21 protein-coding genes are annotated in these 25,152 nt (G+C 62.2%); 8 read left to right on the top strand and 13 right to left on the bottom strand.

The genetic code is table 11. The features are described 5' to 3' along the window. The first annotated feature begins 54 nt into the window (after positions 1-54). The 4 genes from lexA to IMW75_RS13350 are packed head-to-tail and all read left to right on the top strand — an operon-like array spanning position 55 to position 5,786. Positions 55-672, top strand: coding sequence for a transcriptional repressor LexA (gene lexA / locus IMW75_RS13365; protein WP_205892868.1), 618 nt, complete (start codon positions 55-57; stop codon positions 670-672). Then, the gene (gene imuA, locus IMW75_RS13360; protein WP_045057611.1) at positions 672-1,289 is read left to right on the top strand and encodes a translesion DNA synthesis-associated protein ImuA; all 618 of its coding nucleotides are present in this window, start codon (positions 672-674) and stop codon (positions 1,287-1,289) included. Before lexA ends, imuA begins: the two co-directional genes overlap by 1 nt. Before the next feature lie 7 nt (positions 1,290-1,296). Next, the gene (locus IMW75_RS13355; RefSeq protein ID WP_205892867.1) at positions 1,297-2,712 is read left to right on the top strand and encodes a Y-family DNA polymerase; all 1,416 of its coding nucleotides are present in this window, start codon (positions 1,297-1,299) and stop codon (positions 2,710-2,712) included. Continuing rightward, positions 2,688-5,786, top strand: a complete 3,099-nt coding sequence (locus IMW75_RS13350) for an error-prone DNA polymerase (protein ID WP_205892866.1) — start codon at positions 2,688-2,690, stop codon at positions 5,784-5,786. Before IMW75_RS13355 ends, IMW75_RS13350 begins: the two co-directional genes overlap by 25 nt. A 46-nt stretch (positions 5,787-5,832) precedes the next feature. Here IMW75_RS13350 and IMW75_RS13345 read toward each other — a convergent pair whose 3' ends face one another. From IMW75_RS13345 to IMW75_RS13315, 7 genes are all read right to left on the bottom strand, one after another. Next, positions 5,833-6,492 carry a flavin reductase family protein gene (locus IMW75_RS13345; RefSeq protein ID WP_045057608.1) on the bottom strand — a complete coding sequence of 220 codons (660 nt, stop codon included), beginning with the start codon at positions 6,490-6,492 and terminating at the stop codon, positions 5,833-5,835. Between the two features lie 10 nt (positions 6,493-6,502). Further along, positions 6,503-8,002 (bottom strand): amidohydrolase family protein, encoded by a 1,500-nt coding sequence (locus IMW75_RS13340; protein WP_336512426.1) that lies wholly within the window; start codon positions 8,000-8,002, stop codon positions 6,503-6,505. Further along, positions 7,999-9,189: an amidohydrolase family protein gene (locus IMW75_RS13335; RefSeq protein ID WP_205892865.1), complete on the bottom strand. Its 1,191-nt coding sequence runs from the start codon at positions 9,187-9,189 to the stop codon at positions 7,999-8,001. The genes IMW75_RS13340 and IMW75_RS13335 overlap by 4 nt, the downstream gene beginning before the upstream one ends. A gap of 138 nt (positions 9,190-9,327) precedes the next feature. Next, entirely contained in the window at positions 9,328-10,380 is a 1,053-nt protein-coding gene (locus IMW75_RS13330; RefSeq protein ID WP_045057606.1) for an extracellular solute-binding protein, read from the bottom strand. 17 nt (positions 10,381-10,397) lie between these two features. Then, positions 10,398-11,198 (bottom strand): ABC transporter permease, encoded by an 801-nt coding sequence (locus IMW75_RS13325; protein WP_205892864.1) that lies wholly within the window; start codon positions 11,196-11,198, stop codon positions 10,398-10,400. After that, the gene (locus IMW75_RS13320; RefSeq protein WP_205892863.1) at positions 11,195-12,112 is read right to left on the bottom strand and encodes an ABC transporter permease; all 918 of its coding nucleotides are present in this window, start codon (positions 12,110-12,112) and stop codon (positions 11,195-11,197) included. The genes IMW75_RS13325 and IMW75_RS13320 overlap by 4 nt, the downstream gene beginning before the upstream one ends. 1 nt (position 12,113) lies before the next feature. Continuing rightward, positions 12,114-13,199 (bottom strand): ABC transporter ATP-binding protein, encoded by a 1,086-nt coding sequence (locus tag IMW75_RS13315; RefSeq protein WP_205892862.1) that lies wholly within the window; start codon positions 13,197-13,199, stop codon positions 12,114-12,116. A 140-nt stretch (positions 13,200-13,339) separates the two neighbouring features. Between IMW75_RS13315 and IMW75_RS13310 the strand changes: the two genes are divergently transcribed. The 3 genes from IMW75_RS13310 (at position 13,340) to IMW75_RS13300 (ending at position 19,021) form a co-directional block, all read left to right on the top strand. Further along, positions 13,340-14,029 carry a GntR family transcriptional regulator gene (locus IMW75_RS13310; protein ID WP_205892861.1) on the top strand — a complete coding sequence of 230 codons (690 nt, stop codon included), beginning with the start codon at positions 13,340-13,342 and terminating at the stop codon, positions 14,027-14,029. Positions 14,030-14,240: 211 nt separating this feature from the next. Next, on the top strand, positions 14,241-16,352 hold the full coding sequence (locus IMW75_RS13305) for a hybrid sensor histidine kinase/response regulator (protein WP_205892860.1): 2,112 nt from the start codon (positions 14,241-14,243) through the stop codon (positions 16,350-16,352). A gap of 47 nt (positions 16,353-16,399) precedes the next feature. Next, a complete protein-coding gene (locus IMW75_RS13300; RefSeq protein ID WP_205892859.1) occupies positions 16,400-19,021 on the top strand; it encodes an excinuclease ABC subunit UvrA in 2,622 nt (873 codons plus the stop codon). Positions 19,022-19,205: 184 nt separating this feature from the next. Here the strand turns inward: IMW75_RS13300 and IMW75_RS13295 are convergent, their stop codons facing one another. The 6 genes from IMW75_RS13295 to IMW75_RS13270 are packed head-to-tail and all read right to left on the bottom strand — an operon-like array spanning position 19,206 to position 24,630. Continuing rightward, on the bottom strand, positions 19,206-21,149 hold the full coding sequence (locus tag IMW75_RS13295; RefSeq protein WP_205892858.1) for a response regulator: 1,944 nt from the start codon (positions 21,147-21,149) through the stop codon (positions 19,206-19,208). Beyond that, complete coding sequence (locus IMW75_RS13290; RefSeq protein ID WP_045057598.1) at positions 21,139-22,011, bottom strand: sensor histidine kinase; 873 nt, start codon at positions 22,009-22,011, stop codon at positions 21,139-21,141. Before IMW75_RS13290 ends, IMW75_RS13295 begins: the two co-directional genes overlap by 11 nt. Next, positions 22,004-23,014, bottom strand: coding sequence for an ATP-binding protein (locus IMW75_RS13285; RefSeq protein WP_205892874.1), 1,011 nt, complete (start codon positions 23,012-23,014; stop codon positions 22,004-22,006). Before IMW75_RS13285 ends, IMW75_RS13290 begins: the two co-directional genes overlap by 8 nt. After that, positions 23,011-23,415, bottom strand: a complete 405-nt coding sequence (locus tag IMW75_RS13280; protein WP_045057597.1) for an anti-sigma regulatory factor — start codon at positions 23,413-23,415, stop codon at positions 23,011-23,013. The genes IMW75_RS13285 and IMW75_RS13280 overlap by 4 nt, the downstream gene beginning before the upstream one ends. Continuing rightward, positions 23,412-23,774 (bottom strand): STAS domain-containing protein, encoded by a 363-nt coding sequence (locus tag IMW75_RS13275; protein WP_045057596.1) that lies wholly within the window; start codon positions 23,772-23,774, stop codon positions 23,412-23,414. Before IMW75_RS13275 ends, IMW75_RS13280 begins: the two co-directional genes overlap by 4 nt. A gap of 4 nt (positions 23,775-23,778) precedes the next feature. Then, on the bottom strand, positions 23,779-24,630 hold the full coding sequence (locus IMW75_RS13270) for an STAS domain-containing protein (RefSeq protein ID WP_045057595.1): 852 nt from the start codon (positions 24,628-24,630) through the stop codon (positions 23,779-23,781). Between the two features lie 213 nt (positions 24,631-24,843). Here IMW75_RS13270 and IMW75_RS13265 point away from each other — a divergent pair, with 213 nt between their 5' ends. After that, on the top strand, positions 24,844-25,101 hold the full coding sequence (locus IMW75_RS13265) for a hypothetical protein (protein ID WP_122840651.1): 258 nt from the start codon (positions 24,844-24,846) through the stop codon (positions 25,099-25,101). The last annotated feature ends 51 nt before the right edge of the window (positions 25,102-25,152 follow it).

Raw genomic sequence — 25,152 nt, 5'->3', positions numbered from 1 at the left:
CGGGGCATGTCATGGACGGATGGTGCTTGTCACCAAAACCGCAGAAGAGTACAAATGTACTCCATGACGACTTTAACTCCCCGCCGTAACGCCATCCTGACCTTCATTCGCGATCGAATCGCCGAACACGGTCAGCCTCCAAGCCTCGCCGAGATCAGCGAGGCGTTCGGTTTCGCCTCCCGAAGTGTGGCGCGCAAGCACGTGCTGGCGCTCACCGAAGCCGGGTTCATCGAGGTCAACCCCCATCAGGCCCGGGGCATTCGTTTGCTCGGCCAGGCGGCACGCCCGGAACTGCTGGACATCCCGGTGCTTGGCCGGGTGGCGGCGGGGGCACCGATTGGTGCCGATGCCGAGGTTGACCGGCGCTTGATGCTCGACCCGGCGATCTTTTCCCGGGTGCCGGACTACATGCTGCGGGTCCAGGGCGACTCGATGATCGAGGACGGCATTCTCGATGGCGACCTGGTAGGGGTGCATCGCAGCGCCGAAGCCCTGAATGGGCAGATCGTCGTGGCGCGGCTCGATGGTGAAGTGACCATCAAGCGATTCGAGCGCGTGGGCGAGACCGTCCGGCTGTTGCCACGCAACCCCGCCTATCAACCGATCATCGTCGAAGCCGATCAGGACCTGGCCATCGAAGGGGTGTTCTGCGGTCTGGTGAGGCAAGGGTAATGGGTGCCGTCGTTGCGCTGGATACGCTGTTCAATGGCGGCCAGGTCTGGAGAGGCCGGCCTGCGCCCCCGGCCGCCAGCCCGCAACCCACCGGGCACGCGGTGCTGGATGCCGCGCTGCCCACCGGTGGCTGGCCGGAAGCGGCACTGACTGAAATTCTCCTGGCCGGGCAGGGCGTGGGTGAATTGCAACTGGTGTGGCCGGCCCTGGCGCGGTTGTCCGCAGCGGGGGAGCGGATTGTCCTGGTGGCGCCGCCCTTTGTTCCCTACCCCCAAGCCTGGGAAAACGCCGGGGTCGATCTGCGTCAGCTGTCCATCATCCAGGCCAGCGAGCGCGATGCCTTGTGGGCAGCGGAGCAGTGCCTGCGCTCCGGCAGTTGCGGCGCGGTGCTGTGCTGGCCGCATAAAGCCGATGACCGTGCATTGCGTCGCTTGCAAGTGGCAGCAGAAACAGGCTCGACCCTGGCGTTTGCCTATCGCTCGATCCAGGAGGCCATCAACCCTTCGCCTGCGGCCTTGCGCATCGCCATCGATGCGCGCCCCGCGCAACTGCGCGTGCTCAAGTGCCGGGGCGGGCTGGCCCGTTCGGCGCCAATCGCCTTTGCCGTGGGGCATTGAGGTTGCCATGCGTTGGGTATGTATTCTCTTCCCGCAATTGGCGCTGGACGCGGTCTTGCGTCAGCGCAGCGACCCGGATCAACCGCTGGCGCTGTTGACCGGCCCGGCCCAGCGCCGTGTGTTGCAGGCAGTCAACGCTTCTGCACGGGCACTGGGCTTGCGTCCAGGCCAGTCAATGACTGCCGCCCAGGCATTGAGCAAGGCCTTTGTCACGGCGGAGTACGACGCCGCAGAAATCGAACACTGGCAGCAATTCCTCGCGGCCTGGGCCTATCGGTTCAGTTCCCAGGTCAGCGTGCATTACCCCCGTGCGCTGGTGTTCGAGATCGAATCCAGCCTGGGACTGTTCGGCCCCTGGTCGCAATTCGAGGCCCGCTTGCGCAGCGAGCTGGGGGAGCTGGGTTTTCGCCATCGCATAGTCGCAGCCCCCAACCCGGTGGCCGCACGGGTATTGGCCAACCTGCATGACGGTCTGGTGGTCGCGGATGACGCCGCCTTGCAATGGCACCTCGCGCAATTGCCCATCGACCGCAGTGCCCTGGAACCGACGGTAGCCACGGCTTTGTCGCGCATGGGGCTGCGCACCCTGGACCAGCTGCAGGCTTTGCCGCGTAACAGCCTGGCACGGCGGTTCGAGGCCCGTGTACTGCTGCACCTGGACACCTTGTGCGGAATCCGGCCATTGGCCCTGGCGTTCTACCTGCCACCTGACCGTTTTGATGTGCGCATCGAGCTCAATTTTGATGTGCAGTCCCACCAGGCGTTGCTGTTTCCATTACGCCGCCTGACCGGCGATCTCGCGGCGTTCCTGTGCGGGCGCGACAGTGGCGTGCAGCGTTTTGACCTGCACCTGGAACACTCAGGCTTGCCTGACAGCGTGATCAAGGTCGGCCTGCTCAGCGCCGAGCGCGATCCGGCGATGCTCTTTGAACTGGCCCGTGGGCGGCTGGAGCAAGTGCAGGTGCAGGCCCCGGTGCGCGGCTTTCGCTTGCGAGCCGAAGACTTGCCCGCCTTTGTGCCCCAGCATCAGGAGCTGTTCGACGACCGCCCGCAACAGTCCTTGCCCTGGGAGCAATTGCGCGAGCGCTTGCGGGCCAGGCTTGGGGATGATGCGGTTCACGGCTTGCGCTTTCAGGCCGACCACCGACCTGAATGTGCCTGGCAGGCCGGGGCCGATAACCAGCGCGGCAACGGGCTGTGCGGTGTGCAACGTCCAGGGTGGCTGCTGACTGAACCGCTGGCGGTGCAGGAAGGGTCGGCTCGCATTGTCATGGGGCCGGAGCGAATCGAGTCCGGTTGGTGGGATGGCGGCGATGTGCGACGCGACTATTACCTGATTGAAACCCGCTCCGGCCAGCAGGCCTGGGCCTATCGAGCGGTAGGCGAGGGTGGTCCATTGTGGCTGCAGGGCTGGTTCGCATGACCAGCACCTACGCGGAACTGCATTGCCTGTCGAACTTCAGCTTCCAGCGCGGCGCATCCAGTGCGCTTGAGCTGTTCCAGCGGGCAAAAAAGCAGGGCTACCAGGCGCTGGCCATTACTGATGAATGCACGCTGGCAGGCATCGTCCGTGCCTGGCAGGCGGCCAGGTCGGTGGACTTGCCGCTGATCATCGGCAGTGAAATCCGCATCGAGAACGGCCCGAAACTGGTGCTCCTGGTGGAAAATCTCGAGGGTTATCAGCACCTGTGCCGGCTGATCACCCGGGCCCGACGTCGTACGCAGAAAGGTCAGTATCAGGTGCTGCGCGAAGATTTCAGCGAGCCGTTGCCGGGTTTACTGGCGCTGTGGGTGCCTGATGCTGTGGATGATACGGGCAGTGGTCAGTGGCTACGGCAAGTGTTTGCTGAACGTCTGTGGCTGGCGGTGCAGTTGCACTGTGGGCAGAATGACCGGCGCCGACTGGCCGACCTGATGAGCCTGGCGGGCGAGCTGCAAATCCCGATGGTAGCCAGCGGCGACGTGCACATGCATGTGCGCGGGCGACGCGCGCTGCAGGACACCATGACCGCCATCCGCCATCACGTGCCGGTGGCAGCGGCCGGTTTACGCCTGCACCCCAATGGCGAGCGGCACCTGCGCAGTCTCGATGCACTGGACGCGCTCTATCCCCAGGCCTTGCTCGACGAAACAGCCGTGATCGCCCGGCGTTGCACCTTCGACCTGAGCCAGTTGCGCTACCAATACCCACGTGAGCTTGTGCCAGAGGGGCACAGCGGGGTTTCGTGGCTGAGGGTACTGACCGAGCGCGGGATTCGCCAACGTTGGCCCGAAGGTGCGAGTGACAAGGTTCGGCAACTGATCGACAAGGAACTGGGCCTGATCGCCGAGCTGGGTTATGAAAGTTATTTCCTCACCGTGCATGACATCGTTGCGTTTGCCCGACGCGAGCGCATTCTCTGCCAGGGACGCGGCTCGGCGGCCAACTCTGCGGTGTGCTTTGCCCTGGGCATCACCGAGATCGACCCGGCACGCATGAACATGCTGTTCGAGCGTTTCCTCTCCAAGGAGCGTAACGAACCGCCAGACATCGACGTCGATTTCGAACACGAACGTCGCGAAGAAGTCCTGCAATACGTGTTTCAGCGCTACGGTCGCACCCGTGCAGCCCTGACCGCGGTGGTCAGCTCCTATCACGCTGCCGGGGCGGTGCGTGACGTGGCCAAGGCGCTGGGGTTGCCGCCGGACCAGATCAACGCCCTGGCCGATTGTTGCGGCCACTGGAGCGATCAGACGCCGCCATTGGAGCGCTTGCGCGAAAGCGGTTTTGACCCCGAGAGCCCGATTTTGCGTCGGGTGCTCAGCCTCACCGGACAACTGATCGGCTTTCCCCGGCACCTGTCCCAGCATCCGGGTGGCTTTGTCATTTCCGAGCAGCCACTCGACACCCTGGTGCCGGTGGAGAACGCGGCCATGGCCGAGCGCACCATCATTCAATGGGACAAGGATGACCTGGATGCGGTCGGTCTGCTCAAGGTCGATATCCTGGCGCTGGGCATGCTCAGTGCCATTCGCCGCTGTTTTGACCTGTTGCGTCGCCACCGCAACCTCGACCTGAGCCTGGCCACGGTGCCGGCTGAAGACCCCCAGACCTACGAAATGATTGGCCGTGCGGATACGGTCGGGGTGTTCCAGATAGAGTCCCGGGCGCAGATGTCGATGTTGCCCAGGCTCAAGCCCAAAGAGTTCTATGACCTTGTCATTGAGGTAGCGATCGTGCGGCCCGGGCCTATCCAGGGTGGCATGGTGCATCCGTATCTGCGGCGACGAAACGGTGAAGAGCTTGAAACCTATCCGTCCGAGCAATTGCGCGAGGTGTTGAAGCGCACGCTCGGGGTGCCGTTATTCCAGGAGCAGGTGATGCAGATCGCCATTGTTGCCGCCGACTACAGCCCCGGGGAGGCCGACCAGTTGCGTCGCTCCATGGCGGCCTGGAAACGCCACGGCGGGCTTGAACCGCACAAGTTGCGCCTGGCTGCCGGGATGAAGAAAAACGGCTATACGGCGCAATTCGCCGAGCTGATCTTCGAGCAGATCAAGGGGTTTGGCAGCTACGGTTTTCCCGAATCCCACGCCGCAAGCTTTGCCTTGCTGACCTACGCCAGTTGCTGGCTGAAGTGCCACGAACCTGCGGCATTTGCCTGCGCGCTGATCAACAGCTGGCCCATGGGTTTCTACAGTCCCGACCAGATCCTGCAGGATGCACGCCGCCACCATTTACAGATTCGCCCGGTGGATGTGCGCGCCAGTGACTGGGATTGCAGCCTTGAACCCGTTGCCGGGGCGCAGCCGGCGATCCGTATGGGCTTGCGCATGATCAAGGGCTTTCGCGAGGACGATGCCCGACGCATCGAGGTGGCCCGGGCTCGAGGGGCATTTGTCGACATCGCCGACCTCGGCGAACGGGCACGGCTCGAAGCCCGCGCCCAGGAACAGTTGGCCGATGCCGGAGCCCTGCGCGGGCTGGCGGGAGATCGCCATCGCGCGCGCTGGGAAGTGGCAGGGGTGCACAAGCAACTGGGGCTGTTTGCCGGGCTGGCGATGCAGGAGGAGGAACCGGTGGCCTTACCCAAGCCTACGGTTGGCGAGGATCTGCTGGCTGACTACACCAGTGTCGGTACCACCCTCGGTCCACATCCGCTGGCCTTGTTACGCGGCGAGCTGAAAGCGCGGCGCTGTCGCAGTTCCAGGGAATTGCTGGAGGTCGAGCATGGCCGTCCGGTCAGTGTCGCCGGCCTGGTCACCGGTCGCCAGCGACCGGGTACCGCCAGTGGTGTGACCTTCGTCACCCTGGAAGATGAGTTCGGTAACGTCAACGTGATCGTCTGGCGCGACCTGGCCGAGCGTCAGCGAAAAGTGCTGGTGGGCTCGCAGTTGCTCAAGGTCGATGGGCGCTGGGAGCGCCAGGGCGAGGTTCGTCACCTGATCGCCGGACGCATGAGTGACCTGAGTGAGTTGCTGGACGGAATCAGCATTCGCAGTCGGGATTTCCATTGATGAATCCTCCCTCTTTCCTCCTCTCCTACCAGCTCCGACACCGCTCCTATGCTTCGGGCCAGACCCGCTCGCCGCCGCCCGGTGCTTCCGTCCAGGCCTGCAGCGATCGCGTCGGCAAGTCGAAATAGTCCCGGGTGCGCGCATACCCGTGGCCGCCCATACGGCCAATGGCATCCAGGCCCAGTTGATCGATGTACAGGGTTTTCGGGTCGATCAGTTCATCGCGGACATGGACCATCAATACTTCGCCAAAGATGATTTCCCGCGACTGCCCGATCGACAGCGCCATCATCCGCCGGCATTCCAGTGCCACTGGGGCTTCGCCGATTCGAGGGCATTTGACCAGGGTGCCGGGGATGGCCGTAAGGCCGGCAGCGGTCAATTCATCGAAGCCAGGGGCGAAGGGCACGGCGCAGACGTTCATTGCTTCGACCAGGGCATCGCTGACGATATTGACGGTGAATTCCTGATTCAACTGGATGTTGCGCGTGGTGTCCTTGGGGCTCTGGTCGCCATAATTTTCCACGCCCAGGGCAAGGATCGGCGGATCGGCGGACAATGCGTTGAAAAAGCTGAAGGGCGCGGCGTTGATGCGGCCCTCGCCATCGATCGTGGTGACCAGGGCAATCGGGCGGGGCACCACACTGCCGATCAGTATCTTGTATTTGTCCCGAGGGCTCATCGTGCTGAAGTCGAAGCTGTGCATGGGCAGTACTCTAAAGTAAGGGGTCTATAGCGCTTAAAGGCGCGGTTGCGCTGTAGTCGTCGGCGAACGCAATGGCCGGTTTGAACAGGGTTTTCCAGTCCGGTTGGCCTGTGGCCCGGTCGGCATGGCTGCGCATCAGTTTTTCGAATTGTCGCTGGGCCTGGCGTTGCAGGGCGGGGTAGTCGATGCCCTGCACCTGGCCGTCCTGCATCACGCAGCGGCCATCGATATAGCTGGCGATGCAATCGTCTCCGCGTCCGGCCAGCACCAGGTTTTTCAAGGGATCGAACAGCGGGCCCAGGTGCAGGCCGCGCAGGTTGAATATGCTGATGTCGGCCTTGGCCCCTGGAGCCAGGCGGCCCAGGTCGTCCCGCCCCAGTGCCTTGGCGCCACCCAGGGTGGCGGCGTTGTAAAGGTCCAGGGTGCTGGTCAGCGAATTGCCGCCCTCCAGCAATCGGGCGATGTTCAAGCCCTGGCGCATGTTTTCCAGCAGGTCAGCCGGCCAGGTGTCGGTGCCCAGTGCGAAGTGGATGCCCAGGGCCCTATAGCGCCCGAACGAGTTCAGCGCCTCGCCGTCACGGGCAAACACCACCGGACAATGGACCAGGCTGGTCCCGCCATTCACCACGCGCTGCAGGTCCTCATCGCCTGAGGTGTAGATGCCGTGTGGCAGGAGGCTGCGCGGGGTGAGCAGGTTTAGTTTTTCCAGCCAGCCCAGCGGTGAACAACCGTGCAGTTGCTCGACCATCGCGACCTCGCCAAGCCCCTGGCAGCAGTGCAGGCGCACTGGCGCTGCAAGTTCGTGGCTTAAGGCGGCGGTACGTTGCAGTAATGCTGGCGTACAGGTCTGGATGCGGTCCGGCAGCAACGCGCCGCGAACCAGCCCGCCGTGGGCACCGTCGAAATCCTGGAAAAATCGTTCAGCCGCCGCCAGCCCGGCCAGCCCCCTGGCCTCATCAAAGTGATGCCCCAGGGTTGCGTCGGCACGCCAGTAGCTCATGCCGCTCATGTAGCAAGGGCCGAGGTAGGTCCGCAGGCCCAGCTCGCCGGCAACCTGGGCGACTGCGGCAAACTCGTCGTAGGTCTCGGCCCACTCGCGGTAGTACATCGAGGTGATCGGCATTGCCGTGGTGATGCCATTGCGGATCAGTTGGGTGAAGGCGTAGCGATATTTGAATACCTCCTCCTCTGGACTGAAACTCTCCCGTGGGCCTCGCGCCAGGTATTGCTCGGACCACATGCGGCCCATCTCGCGTTCGTCGCCGTTGTCCAGGGTCAGTACCGTGGAGTCCAGGTCGCCGAGGGCATCCAGGTCGATGAGCCCAGGGCTGATCAGCGCGTTACCGTAGTCGATCCATTGTTCGACCGGGCCCGCGTAACCACGCCCGACAAACAGGATGCGCGAGCCTTCGAACACCACCTCGCCATCACGCCATAGCACGTGTTGCCTGCCGTCGAAGCCGACCACACAAGCAGCTTTGAGGCCGATGATGGTTGCCGGGCGACTCACAGGCGACTGTCCAGCAATCGTCCATCGCAGGCAATCAACTGGCCGTGGCGATAAACCTGGCGCAACGGCCGCGCGACCACTGCTTCGCCCAGCGTCTGCACCGGCATCAACAGGAAGTCCGCCGGGCAACCGAGCTGCAAGCCGTAGTGTTCGATGCCTAAAGCGCGGGCGCCATTGACGGTCGCGGCATCGAACGCTGCGGCCAGTTCATCGTCCTTGTTCAGGTCGAAACGAAAGGCCAGGAGCATCGCCCGTTCCAGCATGTCGCCGTTGCCCATGGGCGACCAGGCATCGCGGATGCCGTCGGAACCCAGACACAGGCTGACCCCGACCTGGCGTAACGCGAGGAACGGTGGCACTGCGCAGTCCGCGGGGGCCGAACTCATCAGCGAAATACCGAGCGCAGCCAGACGCTCGGCCACGGGTTTGACCTGGTTCCAGGGCAACATGCCAAGGCAGTAGGCATGACTGATCATCACCTGTCCCTGGCGTGCGAAACGCTCGGTGTAGTCGGCAATCAGGGTGATCTGCCACAGGCCCAGTTCGCCTTTGTCATGCAGGTGGATGTCCACCCCACGGTCGAATTCGCTGGCGAGTTTGAACACGAAATCGAGCTGTGCGACGGGATCATTGTCGATGCCACAGGGGTCCAGGCCGCCGACGTTTTCCACGCCCAGGGTCATGGCTTCGCGCATCAGGTCGGCGGTGCCCGGGCGGCTGATCAGGCCGGTTTGCGGGAACACCACCAGTTGCAGGTCGATGAGGTCGCGGTAGCGCTCGCGCAGTTGCTGCATGGCCTCTACATGGCTCAGGCCGAACTCAGGGTCGATGTCGACGTGACAGCGCATGGCCAGCGAGCCGCGGGCGATGCAGTTTTCCAGAAGCGCGCCAGCCCGTTGGGCGATGGGCGAGTCGACTTCACGCAGCACACGTCGCTCATTGGCGATGTAGTCCTTGAGAGTCGGCCCGGCGCTGTTCGGGCGCCAGGGCTGACCCCAGAGGGTTTTGTCGAGATGCACATGGCTTTCCACCAGGGCCGGGGTGAGCAGCTGATGACCGCCGTCGATGTCGGTGGCGCTGAGTGCTGAGTTTGTTGCCGGGCGGCGTTGCTTGAGCAGGCCGTCTTCGATCAGCAGGTCTTCGGCGGGGGCACCGTAGGGGCGCACGTTGCGTAGCCATTGGATCATTACGTATCTCCGGATTTTGTGTGGTCAGAGCTGGCTTCATCGCCAGCAGGCTCACTCCCACAATGGATCCGTGGGGGCCAGGACCCCTGTGGGAGCGAGCCTGCTCGCGATGGCCGCACTCGGTTTAGAGCCAGGCAATCAACCCTTGAGCTTCGCCCAAATCCGGTCCTGCAGCTCCCTCGCCTTGTTGCTGCACTCTTTCTCCGGGCGCAGGCGCGAGGCGAACTCGTCTGGCATGTTGATGGCGTCCATGACCTTCCATTTGGCCTCCAGCAGCTTGTCGCTCTGGATTGCGTTGGCATAGGCAATGGCATTCGATACCGCCGCTGCGTTTTCCGGCTTCATCATCCAGTCGATGAAAATCTTTGCATTGCCGGGATGTGGCGCGCTTTTGGGCACGGCGAAGTTGTCCTGGAACATCGCCAGGCCTTCGCGTGGGTAGACGTACTTGATGGTGTTTTTCTGCAGGGTGGCGCGGGCGGTCGAACCGTTCCAGTTCTGCATCATGATCACTTCACCGGAGGCCATGCGGTCGACGGTGTTGTCGGAGCTGTACATCTTCAGGAACGGCTTTTGCTTTTGCAGCAGTTCCAGAATGCGCTTGGCGTCCTGGGGGTTTTCACTGCACTCGTCGACATTCAGGTAATGGCTGGCGGCGTTGATCACGCTGCTGGAAGTGTCGAGGGCGGCCAGTTGGCCTTGCAGTTCCTTGCGCGGCTCGAAAAACTCTTTCCACGAATCGTCCAGCTTGCCGCCGGGCACCCGGGCGCTGTCATAAGAGAAACCGGTGGTCCCCCACAGATAAGGCGCAGAGAACTTGCGTCCAGGGTCGAACGTCGGGTCGCGAAAGGCCGGTTTAACGTACTGGAAGTTGGGCAGGGCAGCGGCGTCGATCTGCAGCAGCAAATCCTGCTTGATCAGGGTTTGCATGATCGACTGCGAAGGCACGATCACATCGTAAGCAGCGCCCCCGGCCTGCAATTTGGCGAGCAGGGTCTCGTTGCTGTCGTAGCCATCCATGGTGACCTTGATGCCGGTCTCTTTCTCGAATTTGGCCAACAGGTCGACCGGGTAATAATCGGTCCAGTTGTAGAAGAACAGCTCCTTGGGCTCGGCGGCTTGCGCAGTAAAAACCGTCAGGCAACTGAGTGCCAGACCGGCGACGCCATAACGCAGGGTTTTGATTTTCATGACAGAACGCTCCAGGGTCATTGGTTTTTGCCGCGCTGTCCCAGCCAGAAGGCCAGCACCACCAGCACGATGGAAATCACCAGCATCAGGGTCGAAATCGCATTGATCTCCGGCGTCACGCCGGCCTTGATTGCCGAGAAGATGTAGACCGGCAGGGTGGTGGAACCCGGGCCGGCAACGAAGAAGGTCATGATGAAATCGTCCAGGCTGACGACAAAGGCCAGCACCGAACCCGACAGCACCGCCGGCCACAGCAGCGGCAGGGTGACCCGGCGAAACACCTGCCATGGGTTGGCGTACAGGTCGTTGGCCGCCTCCAGCAGGCTCTTGTCCAGGTCATTGAGTCGGGCGCGGATCGGCAGGTAAGCGAAGGGGATGCACAAACCAATGTGCGCGACGATCACGGTGAGCAACCCCGTGAGCAACCCCAGCTTGATGCCCAGGGCCATGAACAGCAGCAGCGTGGCCACCGCAGTGACGATCTCCGGCAGGATCAGGGGCAGGCTGATCCCGCCCTCGACCATCTTCTGCCCATAGAAGGGCCGGTAGGTCGCCAGCGCTGCGAGCAGGGCGATGGCCGTGGCGCAGACCGTGGCGATGCTCGCGACGATGATCGAGTTCAACGCGGCGGTCTGGATTGACGGGTTCGCCAGGATGCGCCCGTACCAGGCGAAGGAAAACTCGGTCCAGACCGTCGCCGAGCGGTTGGCATTGAAGCTGTAGGCGATCAACACCAGGATCGGCAGGTACAGGTAGGCCAGGATCAGCAGGCTGATCTCGCGGGTCAGCGGCAGTTTTTTCAGGTGCAGGGCGATCATAGGGTGGCTCCACGACGCAGGGTCTTGGCCGCATTGCGGCTATAGAGGGCGTACAGCACCAGGGACAGCAGCAGAATCCCCAGTAACAGGAACGACAAAGAGCTGCCCAGCGGCCAGTTGCGTGCGGTGCCGAACTGTTGCTGAATCAGGTTGCCGATCATCAGCGTCTTGCCCCCGCCGAGAATCGCCGGGGTGATGAAGGCGCCCAGGCTCGGCACGAACACCAGCAGCGCGCCGGCGATCACCCCCGGCATCGAAAGCGGCAGGATGATTCGCTTCAGCGCGTGCCAGCGATTGGCGCCGAGGTCGTAGGCGGCTTCTACCAGGCGCCAGTCAAGTTTCTCCAGGGTCGAGTAGATCGGCAGGATCATGAAGGGCAGGAAGCTGTAGACCAGCCCGACGCTAACCGCGAAGTCGTTGTACAGCAGGGTGATGCCACCGGCCTGGGGGAACAGTGCGTTGAGACTTTGCGCGACCCAGCCGTGTTCGCGCAGGATGATCAGCCAGGCGTAGTTGCGGATCAGCAGGTTGGTCCAGAACGGGATGGTGATCAGCAGCACCATGAGGTTGCGCCGGCCCGGGGTCAGGCTGGACATCCACAGCGCCACCGGGAAGCCGAACAGGAAACACAGCAGCGTGGTGCCTGCGGCCTGGAACACCGAGCGCAACAGTGCATGGGCGTACACCCAGTTGAGCTCCAGTTCACCGTCGAAACCTTCCTGGAAAAACAACTGCACATAGCTTTGCAATTGCCAGTCGGCCTGCCAGTCGACTCCGCCGTAGACGTTGCGCGGCAGCAGGCTGATGTAGCCCATGATGCCCAGGGGAATGGCGATCAGGGTGAGCAGGGTAAGGACCACCGGGCTGAGCAACAGCGCACGGCTCAAGGCGGGGGAAGAACTGCTGACGCTCATCTCAGGCCTCCATCAACAGGCAGGCGTGGGGTGGCAGGTTGACGGCGACCCGGTCTCCTACGGCCCGGCCGCGGTTAAGGCCTTCGTTGTTCTCACGCAACATGACCTTGATTTCATTGTTCAGCCGGCACTGATAAAGCGTGGCCGTGCCCACGTACAGAACAGCCTCGATTACGCCCCGCAGGTGATGCGGTTGCATGGGGTCGACCAGTTGCGAACGTTCCGGACGAAACGCCAACTGCACGTTGGCACTGTACAGGCCGTGGTCCTGGCAAGGGATTTCCACCGGCATGCCGTTCGGAACGAAGAGGTTTTCATTGTGCTGGCCGCGCTTGAGGTGCCCGGGAAGGAAATTGATGTCGCCGATGAACTGGGCGACGAACTGGTGTTGCGGGCGTTCGTAGATGTCGTTGGGGCTGCCGATTTGCAGGATCTTGCCCGCCGACATCACGGCGATGCGATCAGACAGGGTCAGGGCTTCTTCCTGGTCGTGGGTGACGAAAATAAAGGTAATGCCGGCTTCTTTCTGCACTCGCTTGAGTTCAACCTGCATTTCCTTGCGCAACTTGAGGTCCAGGGCCGACAGCGGCTCGTCCAGCAACAGCACCTTGGGCTTGGGGGCCAGCGCCCGGGCCAGCGCCACTCGCTGCTGTTGCCCGCCGGACAATTCGGCGGGTTTACGCAGGGACAGATGCTGCATCTGCACCAGCGCGAGCATTTCTTCCACCCTCCGGGCCGTCTGCTTGCGATCAAGACCCTGCATCTCGAGGCCGAAGGCGATATTCTGCGCGACAGTCATGTGTGGAAACAGCGCATAGCTCTGAAACACCGTGTTGACCCGGCGCTTGAAGGGCGGCAGGTCATTGACCGGTTCACCCCCGAGGCGGATCTGGCCATCACTGACATGCTCAAAACCGGCGATGGTGCGCAGCAGGGTGGTTTTGCCGCAGCCGGAAGGGCCGAGCAAGGTAAAGAATTCGTTGTCGGCGATGTCGACCGATACGTTGTCCAGGGCTGGGGCCAACCCGGGATCGTCGGAATACCGCTTGGAAACGTTACGCACTTCGATAGCGATTGGTTGACCCATAATGGTGCAATCCTCTAATTATTGTATGCAATATCTGGATGCAATCTACAAATAACCGGATTAATCTGCCGGTGCAACCCCCTTTTTTCATTGGTCATTCTTTGCCAGAGGGCTGTTGTCCGGCACAAAGGAGTATTCAGATGAGCGAAAAGAAACTTGAGACAACCGTGGACCGCGTCTACCAAGGGGTTTACGAAGCGATCAGCAAGCGTTCGTTACGTCCGGGGATGAAGCTTGGCGAGGCGTCACTGGCCGAGCTTTTTAATGTCAGCCGCACGTCGGTGCGTGCGGCGCTCAAGCAGTTGGAAGCCGACGGGCTGGTGACGACAGAGCCCAATAAAGGTGCATCGGTGTCTTTGCCCAGTGATGAAGAGATTCGTTCGCTGTTTGAAACCCGCCGCCTGATCGAGATCGGCATCGTCAGTGAGCTGTGTCGCCGGCGTGATTCGGCAGTTGCCCAGGACCTGCGCGAGCACCTGCTGCTGGAAGATGAAGCGCACCGCAACGGCGACCACGAGCGGTTGATTCATCTGCTTGGGGAGTTCCACATCAAGCTGGCGCGCAGCCTGAACAACCCGGTGCTGCTCGACTGGTTCCAGAAGCTGATATCCCGGGCCTCGCTGTACGCGGCGGCGCTGGACGACGAGAGCCACGAGGCCTGCCGCGATGACGAACACCTGCGGCTGATCGAGTACATCGAGGCGGGGAACCAGAGCGCGGCGATCGAGTTGACCTGCATGCATTTAAACGGCATCGAAAAGGCCATCCTCGACGTCGCCGCCACGCTGAAAACTGGCTACCATCCCCTTAAGCATCTGATTGAAGTGTGATGATGTGGACATTCAGGTAGGAGCTGCCGCAGGCTGCGATCTTTTGATCTTGTTTTGCTAGAGCCAGGATCAAAAGATCGCAGCCTCGTTTCTCTCGACAGCGCCTGCGCGTGCTTCAAACCGCTACGATGTGCATGTAAGCAATGAAACCATTGGCGCCGCGTGCGCTCGAAGCAGACAGGTGTCATTTCAGGGACTAAAGAGTCAGTCGATGCAGTTTCTAGACGCAAGCCACGGGTGTGCCGGCTGGAACGGTGAGATGGCCGGACGCATTCGTGCATTCGACTGGAGCCTGACCGAGCTTGGGCCTGTCCAGAATTGGCAGAAAAGCCTGTGCAGCACCGTGCAGTTAATGCTTGCGTCGCCCTTGCCGATGGTCATGCTCTGGGGTCGGGCCGGGTACATGATCTACAACGACGCCTACTCGGCATTCGCTGGCGGCCGCCATCCTTACCTGCTGGGCTCTCCGGTGGAACTGGGTTGGCCGGAAGTCGCCGAATTCAACCGGCATGTGGTGGACACGTGCCTGGGCGGCGGCACCTTGTCCTATCACAACAAGGAACTGGTGCTGTTACGCAACGGGGTCCCCGAAGACGTCTGGCTCGATCTCTATTACAGCCCGGTGGCCAATGACGAGGGTCGGCCCGCAGGCGTCATGGCGATGGTGGTCGATACCACCGACCATGTCATTTCCGAGCGCCGGCGCCGGGCGGCTGAAGATGCCTATCGCGCCGATAACGAGCGGGTCCGCCTGGCACTCAATGCCGGGGCCTTGCTGGGCTCCTTCGTCTGGGACCTGAAGGCCGACATTCTTTCCGGCGACGAACGATTCGCCCGCACATTCTCCTTTCCGCCAGGCTACGACCTGTCCAACCTGCCCAGTGCCGTCGCTGAATCGCGGATACACCCCGAGGACGTGGGCTGGGTCCGTGAGCAGGTTAACCAGGCGCAGAAAACCGGTGAACCCTTTAACGCCGAATACCGCGTGTTGCGCCCCGATGGCAGTCATCTGTGGGTCTTGGCCAGCGGTTGCTGCGAGTTCGATGAACACGGCGAACCGTTGCGCTTCCCCGGGGTGTTGATCGACATTCATGTGCGCAAGACGGCTGAAGAGTCACTGCTAAAATTCACCCGCAACCTGGAGCAACGCGTCGCCGAAGAGGTCAGCGCGCGGCTGCAGGCCGAGGAGCAACTGCGTCAGTCGCAGAAGCTCGAAGCCATCGGCGGCCTCACGGGTGGCGTAGCTCACGACTTCAATAACCTGCTGCAGGTGATCGCCGGTAACCTGCACCTGCTGGCGCGGCATGAGCCGGACAACGCCAATGTGCAACGTCGGGTCAAGGCCTCGATTGCAGCGGTCGAGCGCGGGGCCAAGCTGTCCTCGCAACTGCTCGCGTTTGCCCGGCGCCAGCCTTTGTCCCCGGCGGTCTACGACCCTCGGCAAATCTTCGAAGGCCTGGCCGAGTTGCTGCAGCGAGCGCTGGGCGAAACCCTGCAGATCGATGTGCGGGTCCCGCAAGTGTCCTGGCATCTCAACGTCGACCGTAACCAGCTGGAAAATGCCATCCTCAACCTGGCAATCAACGCCCGGGACGCCATGCGGGGCGAGGGAACGGTGATACTCAGCGCCGAAAATGTTGCACTGGACCGCCAGTTCTGTGCCGGCAAGGGCATTGTCGCCGGCGATTATGTGCGGGTTGCGGTGGTTGACACGGGTGTTGGCATGCCACCCCAGGTGCTGGCGCAGGCGTTTGAACCCTTTTTCACCACCAAGGCCGATGGCCAGGGCACCGGGTTGGGCCTGAGCATGGTGTTCGGCTTCGTCAAGCAAAGCGGCGGGCATATCGAGATGTCCAGCTTTGAAGGCCAGGGCACTAGGGTCGAGCTGTATTTTCCGCGGTGCCTGCGCGGGCTGTCTGTTGAATCAGCGGTGCACGACGCGCAGCATCCAGGTGGCCACGAAACTGTCCTGGTGGTGGAGGATAACGAGGCGGTGCGCGCCGCGGCCGTGGAGCTGCTGCACGAGGAGGGTTACAAGGTGCTGATCGCTGCCAACGGGGACATCGCCATGCAGATGTTGCTGGAAGGCGTAGCGGTGGATCTGATTTTCACTGACGTGGTCATGCCCGGGCTGATCAAGAGCTCGGACCTGGCCGCCTGGGCCAAGGTGCAGAAACCGCCGGTTGCTGTGCTGTTCACGTCGGGGCATACCCGCGACATTATTACGCGCAATCACCAGCTCAGTCCCGATACCCATCTGCTGAGCAAGCCTTATGGGCCGGAAGCGCTGACGCGCATGGTTCGTAATGTCCTGAGCGGTTGATCTGGTAAACCTGAGATTAAGCATCCTCAATCGAATCAAGGCAGCCTATGAATTCCGATCCAACCTCCGGCATGGTCAGGGTGCGCGGTGCCCGGGAACACAATCTCAAGAATGTGGATGTCGATATACCCCGCAATGCCCTGGTGGTATTCACCGGAGTCTCCGGCTCGGGTAAGTCATCCCTGGCGTTTTCTACGCTCTATGCCGAAGCGCAACGGCGTTATTTCGAGTCCGTGGCGCCCTATGCCCGGCGCCTGATCGATCAGGTTGGGGTGCCTGACGTCGACTCCATCGATGGCCTGCCGCCTGCCGTGGCCTTGCAGCAACAGCGCGGCACGCCGAGCACGCGCTCGTCGGTGGGCAGTGTGACCACCTTGTCGAGCCTGATCCGCATGCTCTATTCCCGGGCCGGCAGCTACCCGCCCGGACAACCCATGCTGTATGCCGAGGATTTCTCGCCGAACACACCACAGGGGGCCTGCCCGGAATGTCATGGCCTGGGGCGTGTCTATGAAGTCACCGAAGCGCTGATGGTTCCGGACCCAAGTTTGACCATCCGCCAACGCGCAGTCGCTTCCTGGCCCATGGCCTGGCAGGGGCAAAACCTGCGCGACATCCTGGTCACGCTCGGGTATGACGTCGACAAGCCCTGGCGCGAGCTGCCGAAAAAACAGCGTGACTGGATCCTCTTCACCGAGGAAACCCCGACGGTACCTGTGTACGCCGGGCTCACCCCCGAAGAAACCAGGGTCGCCCTCAAGCGCAAGATGGAGCCGAGTTATCAGGGCACGTTCACCGGCGCCCGGCGCTACATCCTGCACACCTTCACCCATTCGCAAAGCGCGTTGATGAAGAAGCGGGTTGCCCAGTTCATGCTCGGCAGTCCATGCCCCGTGTGCGACGGCAAACGCCTCAAGCGCGAAGCGTTGTCGGTGAAGTTCGCCGGTTATGATATCGGCGAGTTGTCTCAGATGCCCTTGCTGCAGTTTGCCGAGGTGTTGAAACCGGTGGCGGCGCAGAGCTATCTGGACCAGGCCGAAGAAGCGGGTGATGTCTTCACGCCAAGCCAAACCCTGGAAGCCCGGGCCCAGCGCGTCGCCCACGGGGCCAGTGCGCATGCCAATGCGCCGGATGTGCGGCATACGCCTAACTTGTCAGTGGAAAAGCGCCTGGCGGCCCAGCGTATCGCTCAGGATTTGCTGGAGCGGGTCAGCACCCTGACTGACCTGGGCCTGGGCTACCTGGCACTGGAGCGCAGCACGCCGACCCTGTCGTCCGGCGAGTTGCAACGCCTGCGCCTGGCGACCCAACTGGGTTCGCAACTGTTCGGCGTGATCTACGTGCTCGACGAACCCTCCGCAGGCCTGCACCCGGCAGATGGCGAGGCGCTGTTCGATGCCTTGCAACGGCTGAAGGCCTGCGGCAATACCCTGTTTGTGGTCGAGCACGATCTGGAAACCATGCGCCGTGCCGACTGGCTGATCGACGTCGGCCCGGCGGCCGGTGAGCATGGCGGGCGGATCTTGTACAGCGGGCCACCGGCCGGCCTGAATCAGGTCAAGGAATCGCAAACCCGCGACTACCTGTTCGCCGAGGCAGCGAGCCAGGCGCGCGCCTGCCGCAAGCCAGCCGACTGGCTGCGACTCGAGGGGATCACCCGCAACAACCTGGACAACCTCAGTGTGGAATTTCCGCTGGGCTGTTTCACTTCGGTTACCGGTGTTTCGGGGTCGGGGAAATCGAGCCTGGTCAGCCAGGCATTGCTGGAACTGGTGGGCGCGCACCTGGGCCGCCCGGTGGCTGAGAGTGATGCCGAGGAGCCGAGCCTGGAGGACGATGCGCCCCAGGTCAGTGGCGGTCAGGTGACCGCGGGGCTGACGTCGATCAAGCGCCTGGTGCAGGTCGACCAGAAACCGATTGGCCGTACGCCGCGCTCGAACCTGGCGACCTATACGGGCCTGTTCGACAGCGTGCGCAAGCTGTATGCCGGCACTGATCAGGCGCGGGCGCAGGGCTACGATGCCGGGCAGTTCTCTTTCAATGTCGCCAAGGGCCGCTGCCCCACCTGTGAAGGCGAAGGTTTTGTCAGCGTCGAGTTGCTGTTCATGCCCAGCGTGTATGCGCCATGCCCAACCTGCCATGGTGCGCGCTACAACCCCCAGACCCTGGCTATCACCTGGCAAGGCTTGAACATCGCCCAGGTGCTGCAGCTGACCGTGGATGAAGCGGTGTCGGTTTTTGCCGGGCAAGCTGGCATCCGCCGTTCACTGGAGGTGTTGCGTGACATTGGCCTGGGGTATTTGCGCCTCGGCCAGCCAGCCACCGAGCTGTCGGGCGGCGAAGCCCAGCGCATCAAACTGGCTACTGAACTGCAGCGCAACCAGCGCGGCGCCACCCTGTACGTGCTCGACGAACCGACCACCGGGTTGCACCCGCGGGATGTCGATCGGCTGATGGAACAGCTCAACACCCTGGTGTCAGCGGGGCATACGGTGATAGTGGTCGAGCACGAGATGCGCGTGGTGGCGCAGAGTGACTGGGTGATTGATATCGGGCCCGGGGCAGGGGATCAGGGCGGTAAAATTGTGGTGGCGGGGGTGCCGCTGAAAGTTGCCAAAAGCAGGAAGAGCAAGACTGCACCGTTTTTGGCCAGGACGCTCAACCTGTAGAAGCAAGACCGGAATGAGCAAGATCTGTAAGAACAAGACCTATGAAAGCAAGCCCATGAGAGCAAGATTCTGTGGGAGCAAGGCTTGCCCGCGATGAACGATAACAAGGTCTTGCAGACTCACCGCGGCGCCTTGATCGCGGGCAGGCCTTGCTCCCACAGGTCTTGCCCGCACAAACGGTAGATCAAACCCCATCAATCGTACGCCGCACCTTGTCCAGCAGCTCGTTGATCTGGAATGGCTTGACCAGCATTTCCATGCCATCGCCGAGGAATACCTGGCGGTTGATCGCGTTTTCCGCATAGCCGGTCATGAACAGGATCGGCAACTGCGCGCGCCAGCCTCGGGCTACGTCCGCCAGCTCGCGGCCGGTCATGCGCGGCAGGCCGACGTCGGTCAGCAGCAGGTCGATCGACGTGTCGTTCTGCAACCGCTCGAGTGCGCTTTCAATGTCGCCGACCTGGGTGCAGCGGTAACCAGCGTCCATCAGCACCTCGGTGACGAACATGCGCACTGACGGCATGTCCTCGACGATCAGCACGTGCTCGCCATCGCCCTGAGCATCTGCCGTGAGTGGGGGGGGCTGGCTGGAGGTCGGGTCGGAAGTGGCGGGCAGCATGATCGTGACTTCGGTACCGCGGCGCGCCACGCTACGGATGTGCGCGTCGCCGCCGGACTGGCGGGCGAAGCCGTAGATGGTCGACAACCCGAGCCCGGTGCCCTGGCCCAACGGTTTGGTGGTGAAAAACGGATCGAAGACCTTGTCGATGACGCTGTGATCGATGCCCGTACCGTCATCGCGTACGGCCAGGGCGACATACGCACCGTCCGCCAGGTTGGGATCTCCGTGGGAGAAGGCGGCATAGGTACTGACCCAGATATTACCGCCCTGGGGCAGCGCATCGCGCGCGTTGATCACCAGGTTGAGCACGGCACTTTCCAGCTGGACCGGGTCGACCAGGGCGATCGCCGCCTTGGACGTCAGCTCAAGTTTCAGGGCGATGCGCTCACCGATGGTGCGCATCAGTAATTCTTCCAGCGAACGCACCTGGGCGTTGATGTCCACCGGCCGGGTGTCCAGTGGCTGCTGGCGGGCAAAGGCCAGCAGGCGATGAGTGAGGGAGGCGGCACTCATGGCAGAGCTCAAGGCGGCTTCGGTATACAACTGGACCTTGTCGGTGCGTGACGCGGCGATGCGCTTCTGGATCAGTTCGAGGCTGGTGATAATGCCGGTCAGCAGGTTGTTGAAGTCATGAGCGATGCCGCCGGTGAGCTTGCCCAGCGCGTCCATCTTCTGCACCTGCAGCAGCTGCGCCTCGGTGCGTGCCCGTTGTGCGACTTCGTTGGCCAGCTGGGTAGTGGCGTCATCCAGGCGCGCCAGGTGCGAGCGCTCACGATGACGGTGCTCGGTGACGTCCTCGACGAACACCAGGCTCAGTTCAGGTGTGCGGTAGGGTGAGAGCTGCCATTCGGTCTCGCGGACTTCGCCGTGCACGCGCATATTCAGCGTGCCTTTCCAGCGCTCGCCATAGGCCAGGCGCAGGCGCAGTTCGTCAATGACCGCGCCCTGGTCCGGGGCAAAACACTCGCGCAGGGCATCCGGGTCGAGGTTGTCCTGCATCAGCTGCGTGAACGCGTGATTGCATTCGTGCACCTTGAGCTGCGCGTCCAGCACCGCGATGGGCGCAGACACATTGACAAAGATTTCCCGAAAACGCGCCTCGCTCTCGCGCAGCGCATTTTCCGTTTCACGCACCCGCAGCAAGGTGCGCAGGGTCGCCAGCAGCACATCCGGGTCCACCGGGTGAATCAGGTAGGCATCCGCGCCAGCGTCCAGGCCGGTGATGATATCGCCAGTCTGGATCGACGCCGCCGACACGTGAATCACCGGCAGCAGGGCGGTGGCGGGGTCGCAGCGCAGCTTGCGCACGATGTCGAAACCGCTCATGTCCGGCAGGTTCACGTCGAGAATCAGCGCGTCGAGGGCGACACTGGCGATCAGTTCGAGGCCCTCGCCACCGGTGCCGGCCTCCAACACCTCATAGCCGTGGCTTTCCAGGCGACGGCGCAAGGCGTAGCGCGTGGCGACGTTGTCATCGACGACCAGCAGGCGGATGTCACGTTTCATCTACGGGCTCCATTGCAATTGCCAGCGGGATGATCACGAAAAAGGTCGAGCCCAGGCCCGGCTTGCTCTCCAGGCCGACTTCGCCACCCAGTAACTGAGCAAAGCGTTTGCACAGGGACAGTCCGAGTCCGGTGCCGCGAAGGCGCTTCTGCAGCGGAGAGTCGACCTGGGAAAAGTCCTCGAACAATGCGCCATGTAGCTCCGGGGCGATACCTATTCCGGTGTCGCTGACGGCAAAACGTACGTGAGTAGCGTCGTGCAGCCGTGCCGAGACCCGGACTTCGCCGCGGGTGGTGAACTTCAGCGAGTTGGAAATGAAGTTGCGCAGGATCTGTGCGAGCTTCTTGTCATCGGTGAACAGCTTCGGCAGGCCCACCGGTTCTTCGAAAATCAGGTCCACGGCGCTGGCATCGACAATCGGGCGAAACATGCCGCGCAACGCGGCGAACAGGTCGAACATGTCGAACCAGGCGGGGGAGATATTGATGCGCCCGGCTTCGATCTTGGCCAGGTCCAGCAGGTCGTCGACCATGTCGCTGAGTTCGCGCGCGGCGGTGCTGACAAAGGCCACCTGCTTGTGCTGTTCGGCGCTCAAGGGGCCGTCGAGCTCATCGGTCAACAGGCCGGTGATGCTCAGGATCGAACCCAGTGGTGTGCGGAACTCGTGACTCATGTAAGACAGGAAACGGCTCTTGAGGTCCGACGCCTGGCGCAACTGGTCGGCCTGGGTATCCAGTTCAGCATACAGCGCCAGGACACCCTGGTTGGTCTCGTCCAGTTCCTCTCGCAGGGCATTGGCCTCGGCCTGCAACTGCGCGACCAATGCCGCCTGCTCGTCGTGATTGATGGGTGCATCAGCCATGATGGGCCTCCAGCTCAATGACCACGACCGTGACGTCGTCGCTTGCGCGGCAAAAATCGCGGTGCAAAATGGCGGCAATCACTGCGGGATGGCGGTGCACCAGGCCGGGGTAATCTTGCAGGTTCCAACGGGACTGCAGGCCGTCGCTGTACATGATCAATAGTTGTCCGTTCACTTGAGCATAGTCAAAGGGTTGCGCCTTTCGATATTGCCCACCGACGATGCCGGGGTGGGAAGCCAGGCCGCGTGATTTTCCAGGGGCGATCAGGCAGGCACCGATGTTGCCGATGCCGACGAATTTCAGTGCATCGGCGTCACCGTCGAACTGTGCAATCGCCAGGGCGCCGCCGCGGGTGCCGATCATGTCGCGATGGATGTCTTCGAGCAGCATCACCGGCGTGGTGAACGGCGCCAAGGCGAAGGTCTGTTCACCCGCACGTGCGGCGCGTTCGGCGTCCTCGCCGTGGCCCAGGCCATCGATCACCAGGGCACTGATACGCGGGCCGTCAAAGGCCAGGTGCCAGACATCACCGCAGGCGGGGTCGTTGCGCAGGGAATGCTGGCTGACGCCGAACCGCTGGTCCGCAGCCTTGTCGTTGCGTGGGTACAGCCGGGCCAGCAGCACAGCGCCCCGGGCGTCGGCATACACATCAAAGACTTGGGTCTGGCGCGACACCGCGCCCAGGCCGATGCCCTGGGTACCACCGGTAGAAAAACCGTCGGCCAGGCAGGCCTCCAGGTCAAATCCGTTGGCCCGGTCGATGGCGAGCATTTCAAGCCCGGCACCGGCTGCGCGAGGCAGCACACGCAGGTGCAACTCACCGCTGGCGGCATGTTTGAGGATATTACTGGCAAGTTCGGTGGCGACCAGTGCCACGCGCCCGGCATCCGTGGCGTCGAAGCCGTGCTGCTCGGCGAGTTGCTGCGCGGTACGGCGGGCGTGACCGATCTGGCTGGTGTCTTCGATGGGGAGTACTTGCGTCATCGAACCGCTGATGTTCATACCCATCGTGTGATCGTTATGCGAGTACCCTTGCCGGGCGCGGTATCGAGTTCGAATTCTTCCACCAGGCGTTTGGCGCCGGTCAGGCCAAGGCCCAGGCCACCCCCGGAAGTCCAGCCGTCGGTCATCGCCAGCTTGATATCGGGTATGCCCGGCCCCTCGTCGCGGAACACCAGGCGCAGCCCGGTGCGGGCGTTTTCATCGAGGATTTGCCAATCCATGTCGCCACCACCGCCATACACCATGGTGTTGCGCGCCAGCTCGCTGACCGCGGTCACCATCTTGGTCAGGTCGATCAACCGCATGCCGCATTCAGTGGCCAGCTTGCGCGCAGTCTGGCGCGCGAGGACCACGTCCTGTTCGATTTGAATGGGTTGGCTGCCACTGCTGCGCACGTTCATCGTTCACGTACTCGATCCTGCAGCAGTTTCATCCCGCGTTCGACGTTCAGGGCGGTACTGACGCCCGGCAGGCTCATGCCGAGCTCCACCAGGGTGATCGCCACGGCCGGTTGCATGCCGACCAGCACGGTCTGGGCGTCCATGATGCGCGACAGGCCGGAGATGGTGCCGATCATGCGCCCGATGAACGAGTCGACCATGTCCAGCGCCGAAATGTCGATCAGCACGCCGCGAGCGGAGGTGCGGCTGATGCGCTCGGACAGGTCATCCTGGAGCGTCAGGGCCAACTGGTCGTGCATGTCGACCTGGATGGTCACCAGCAGGAAGTCGCCCATTTGCAGAATTGGAATGCGTTCCATTGGCTCAACCTGCCTTGCTGACAGTCAACCCCAGGCGGGTCAGGGCCAGTTTCAGCGCGTCGGCCAGGTTAGCCTTGGTGACTACGCCTTGCAGGTCCAGGCCCAGGTGCACGATGGTCTGGGCAATCTGCGGACGTACGCCACTGATGATGCAATCGGCGCCCATCAGGCGAATCGCGGTGACGGTCTTGAGCAGGTGCTGGGCGACCAGGGTGTCGACCGTCGGCACGCCGGTGATGTCGATGATGGCGATTTCCGAGCCAGTGTCGACGATGCGCTGCAGCAGCGACTCCATGACGACCTGGGTACGTTGGGAGTCCAGGGTGCCGATCATTGGCAGGGCAAGTACGCCATCCCAGAGTTTGACCACCGGCGTCGACAGTTCCAGCAGTTCTTCCTGCTGGCGCTTGATGACTGCTTCGCGGGATTTCTGGAAGGTGCGGATAGTGTGCATGCCCAGAGCGTCGAGCAGCTCGGAGACTTCCCACAGTTGTTCGGCAAGCAGTGCAGGGTTGTCCTGATAATGATTCTGCAGCATCGCAAACATCGGACCCTTGAGCGAGAAGATGAAACTGGCGGTCTGATGGGAGTCCTGGCCGAGGAGGGCACGGCTGTGGGACAGCTTCTCGAGGAACTGGCGAATCTCGTCCCAGCCTGGGGCAGTAACGTTCTGACCATTGCCTTGTTCCAGGCCGGCGACGATCAGTTGCAGAAATTGCGCAGTCTGTTGCTTGAGGTCCTGTTCCTTGACGTTGCGCGAGGCACCGTTGGCTTCCAGGCGCTGCGCCCAATCAGCCAGCAGTTGATTCTGGTTGATTTTCATTGCATCGAGTGTGCTGGTCTGCAGTGCTGCCATGTGCCTGAACTCCTTGAAATTATTGGCCGATTACGTGAATTTTGGATCGGCGCAAAGCAATGACATTTGCCGTTCGAAATAGTTGTCGTGCTGCGCAGTTATTTATCATCTCACACAGCGTAGGTGATCATGGATGGAACGTTGTTCGAGGCGCAGATTCGAAGCTATAAGGCGAGTGTCTCAGCCTGCCCTGTACTGATGAATGAGGTACCTATGAAAGACGACTCGATGACGCAGCAACAAAATCAAGCGGTGGACCGCAACGATCCGGCGATTGACCCGCAGACCCCCGGTGACAACTCTGCTTCGCAGCAGCAGACCAGCGAGCCGGACAGCGCCGACTCAGCGGTGGATCAGAAGAATCAGCACGACGACAACGACAATGAATTCAGCCCGGGCTTCAAGCCTGAACCGGATCGGGCCAAACCTGGTGATAACACCGATGGCGATATTGATACCGATGGCGGCTAGGCGCGTTGTGGCCACATGAAAAAGGCCGCATCGATTGATGCGGCCTTTTTG

The organism is Pseudomonas gregormendelii (genome assembly GCF_017114825.1).
GTDB lineage: Bacteria > Pseudomonadota > Gammaproteobacteria > Pseudomonadales > Pseudomonadaceae > Aquipseudomonas > Aquipseudomonas gregormendelii.
The sequence above is the reverse complement of the archived record's forward strand: the minus strand, read 5'-3'. Positions and strand labels throughout refer to the sequence as shown.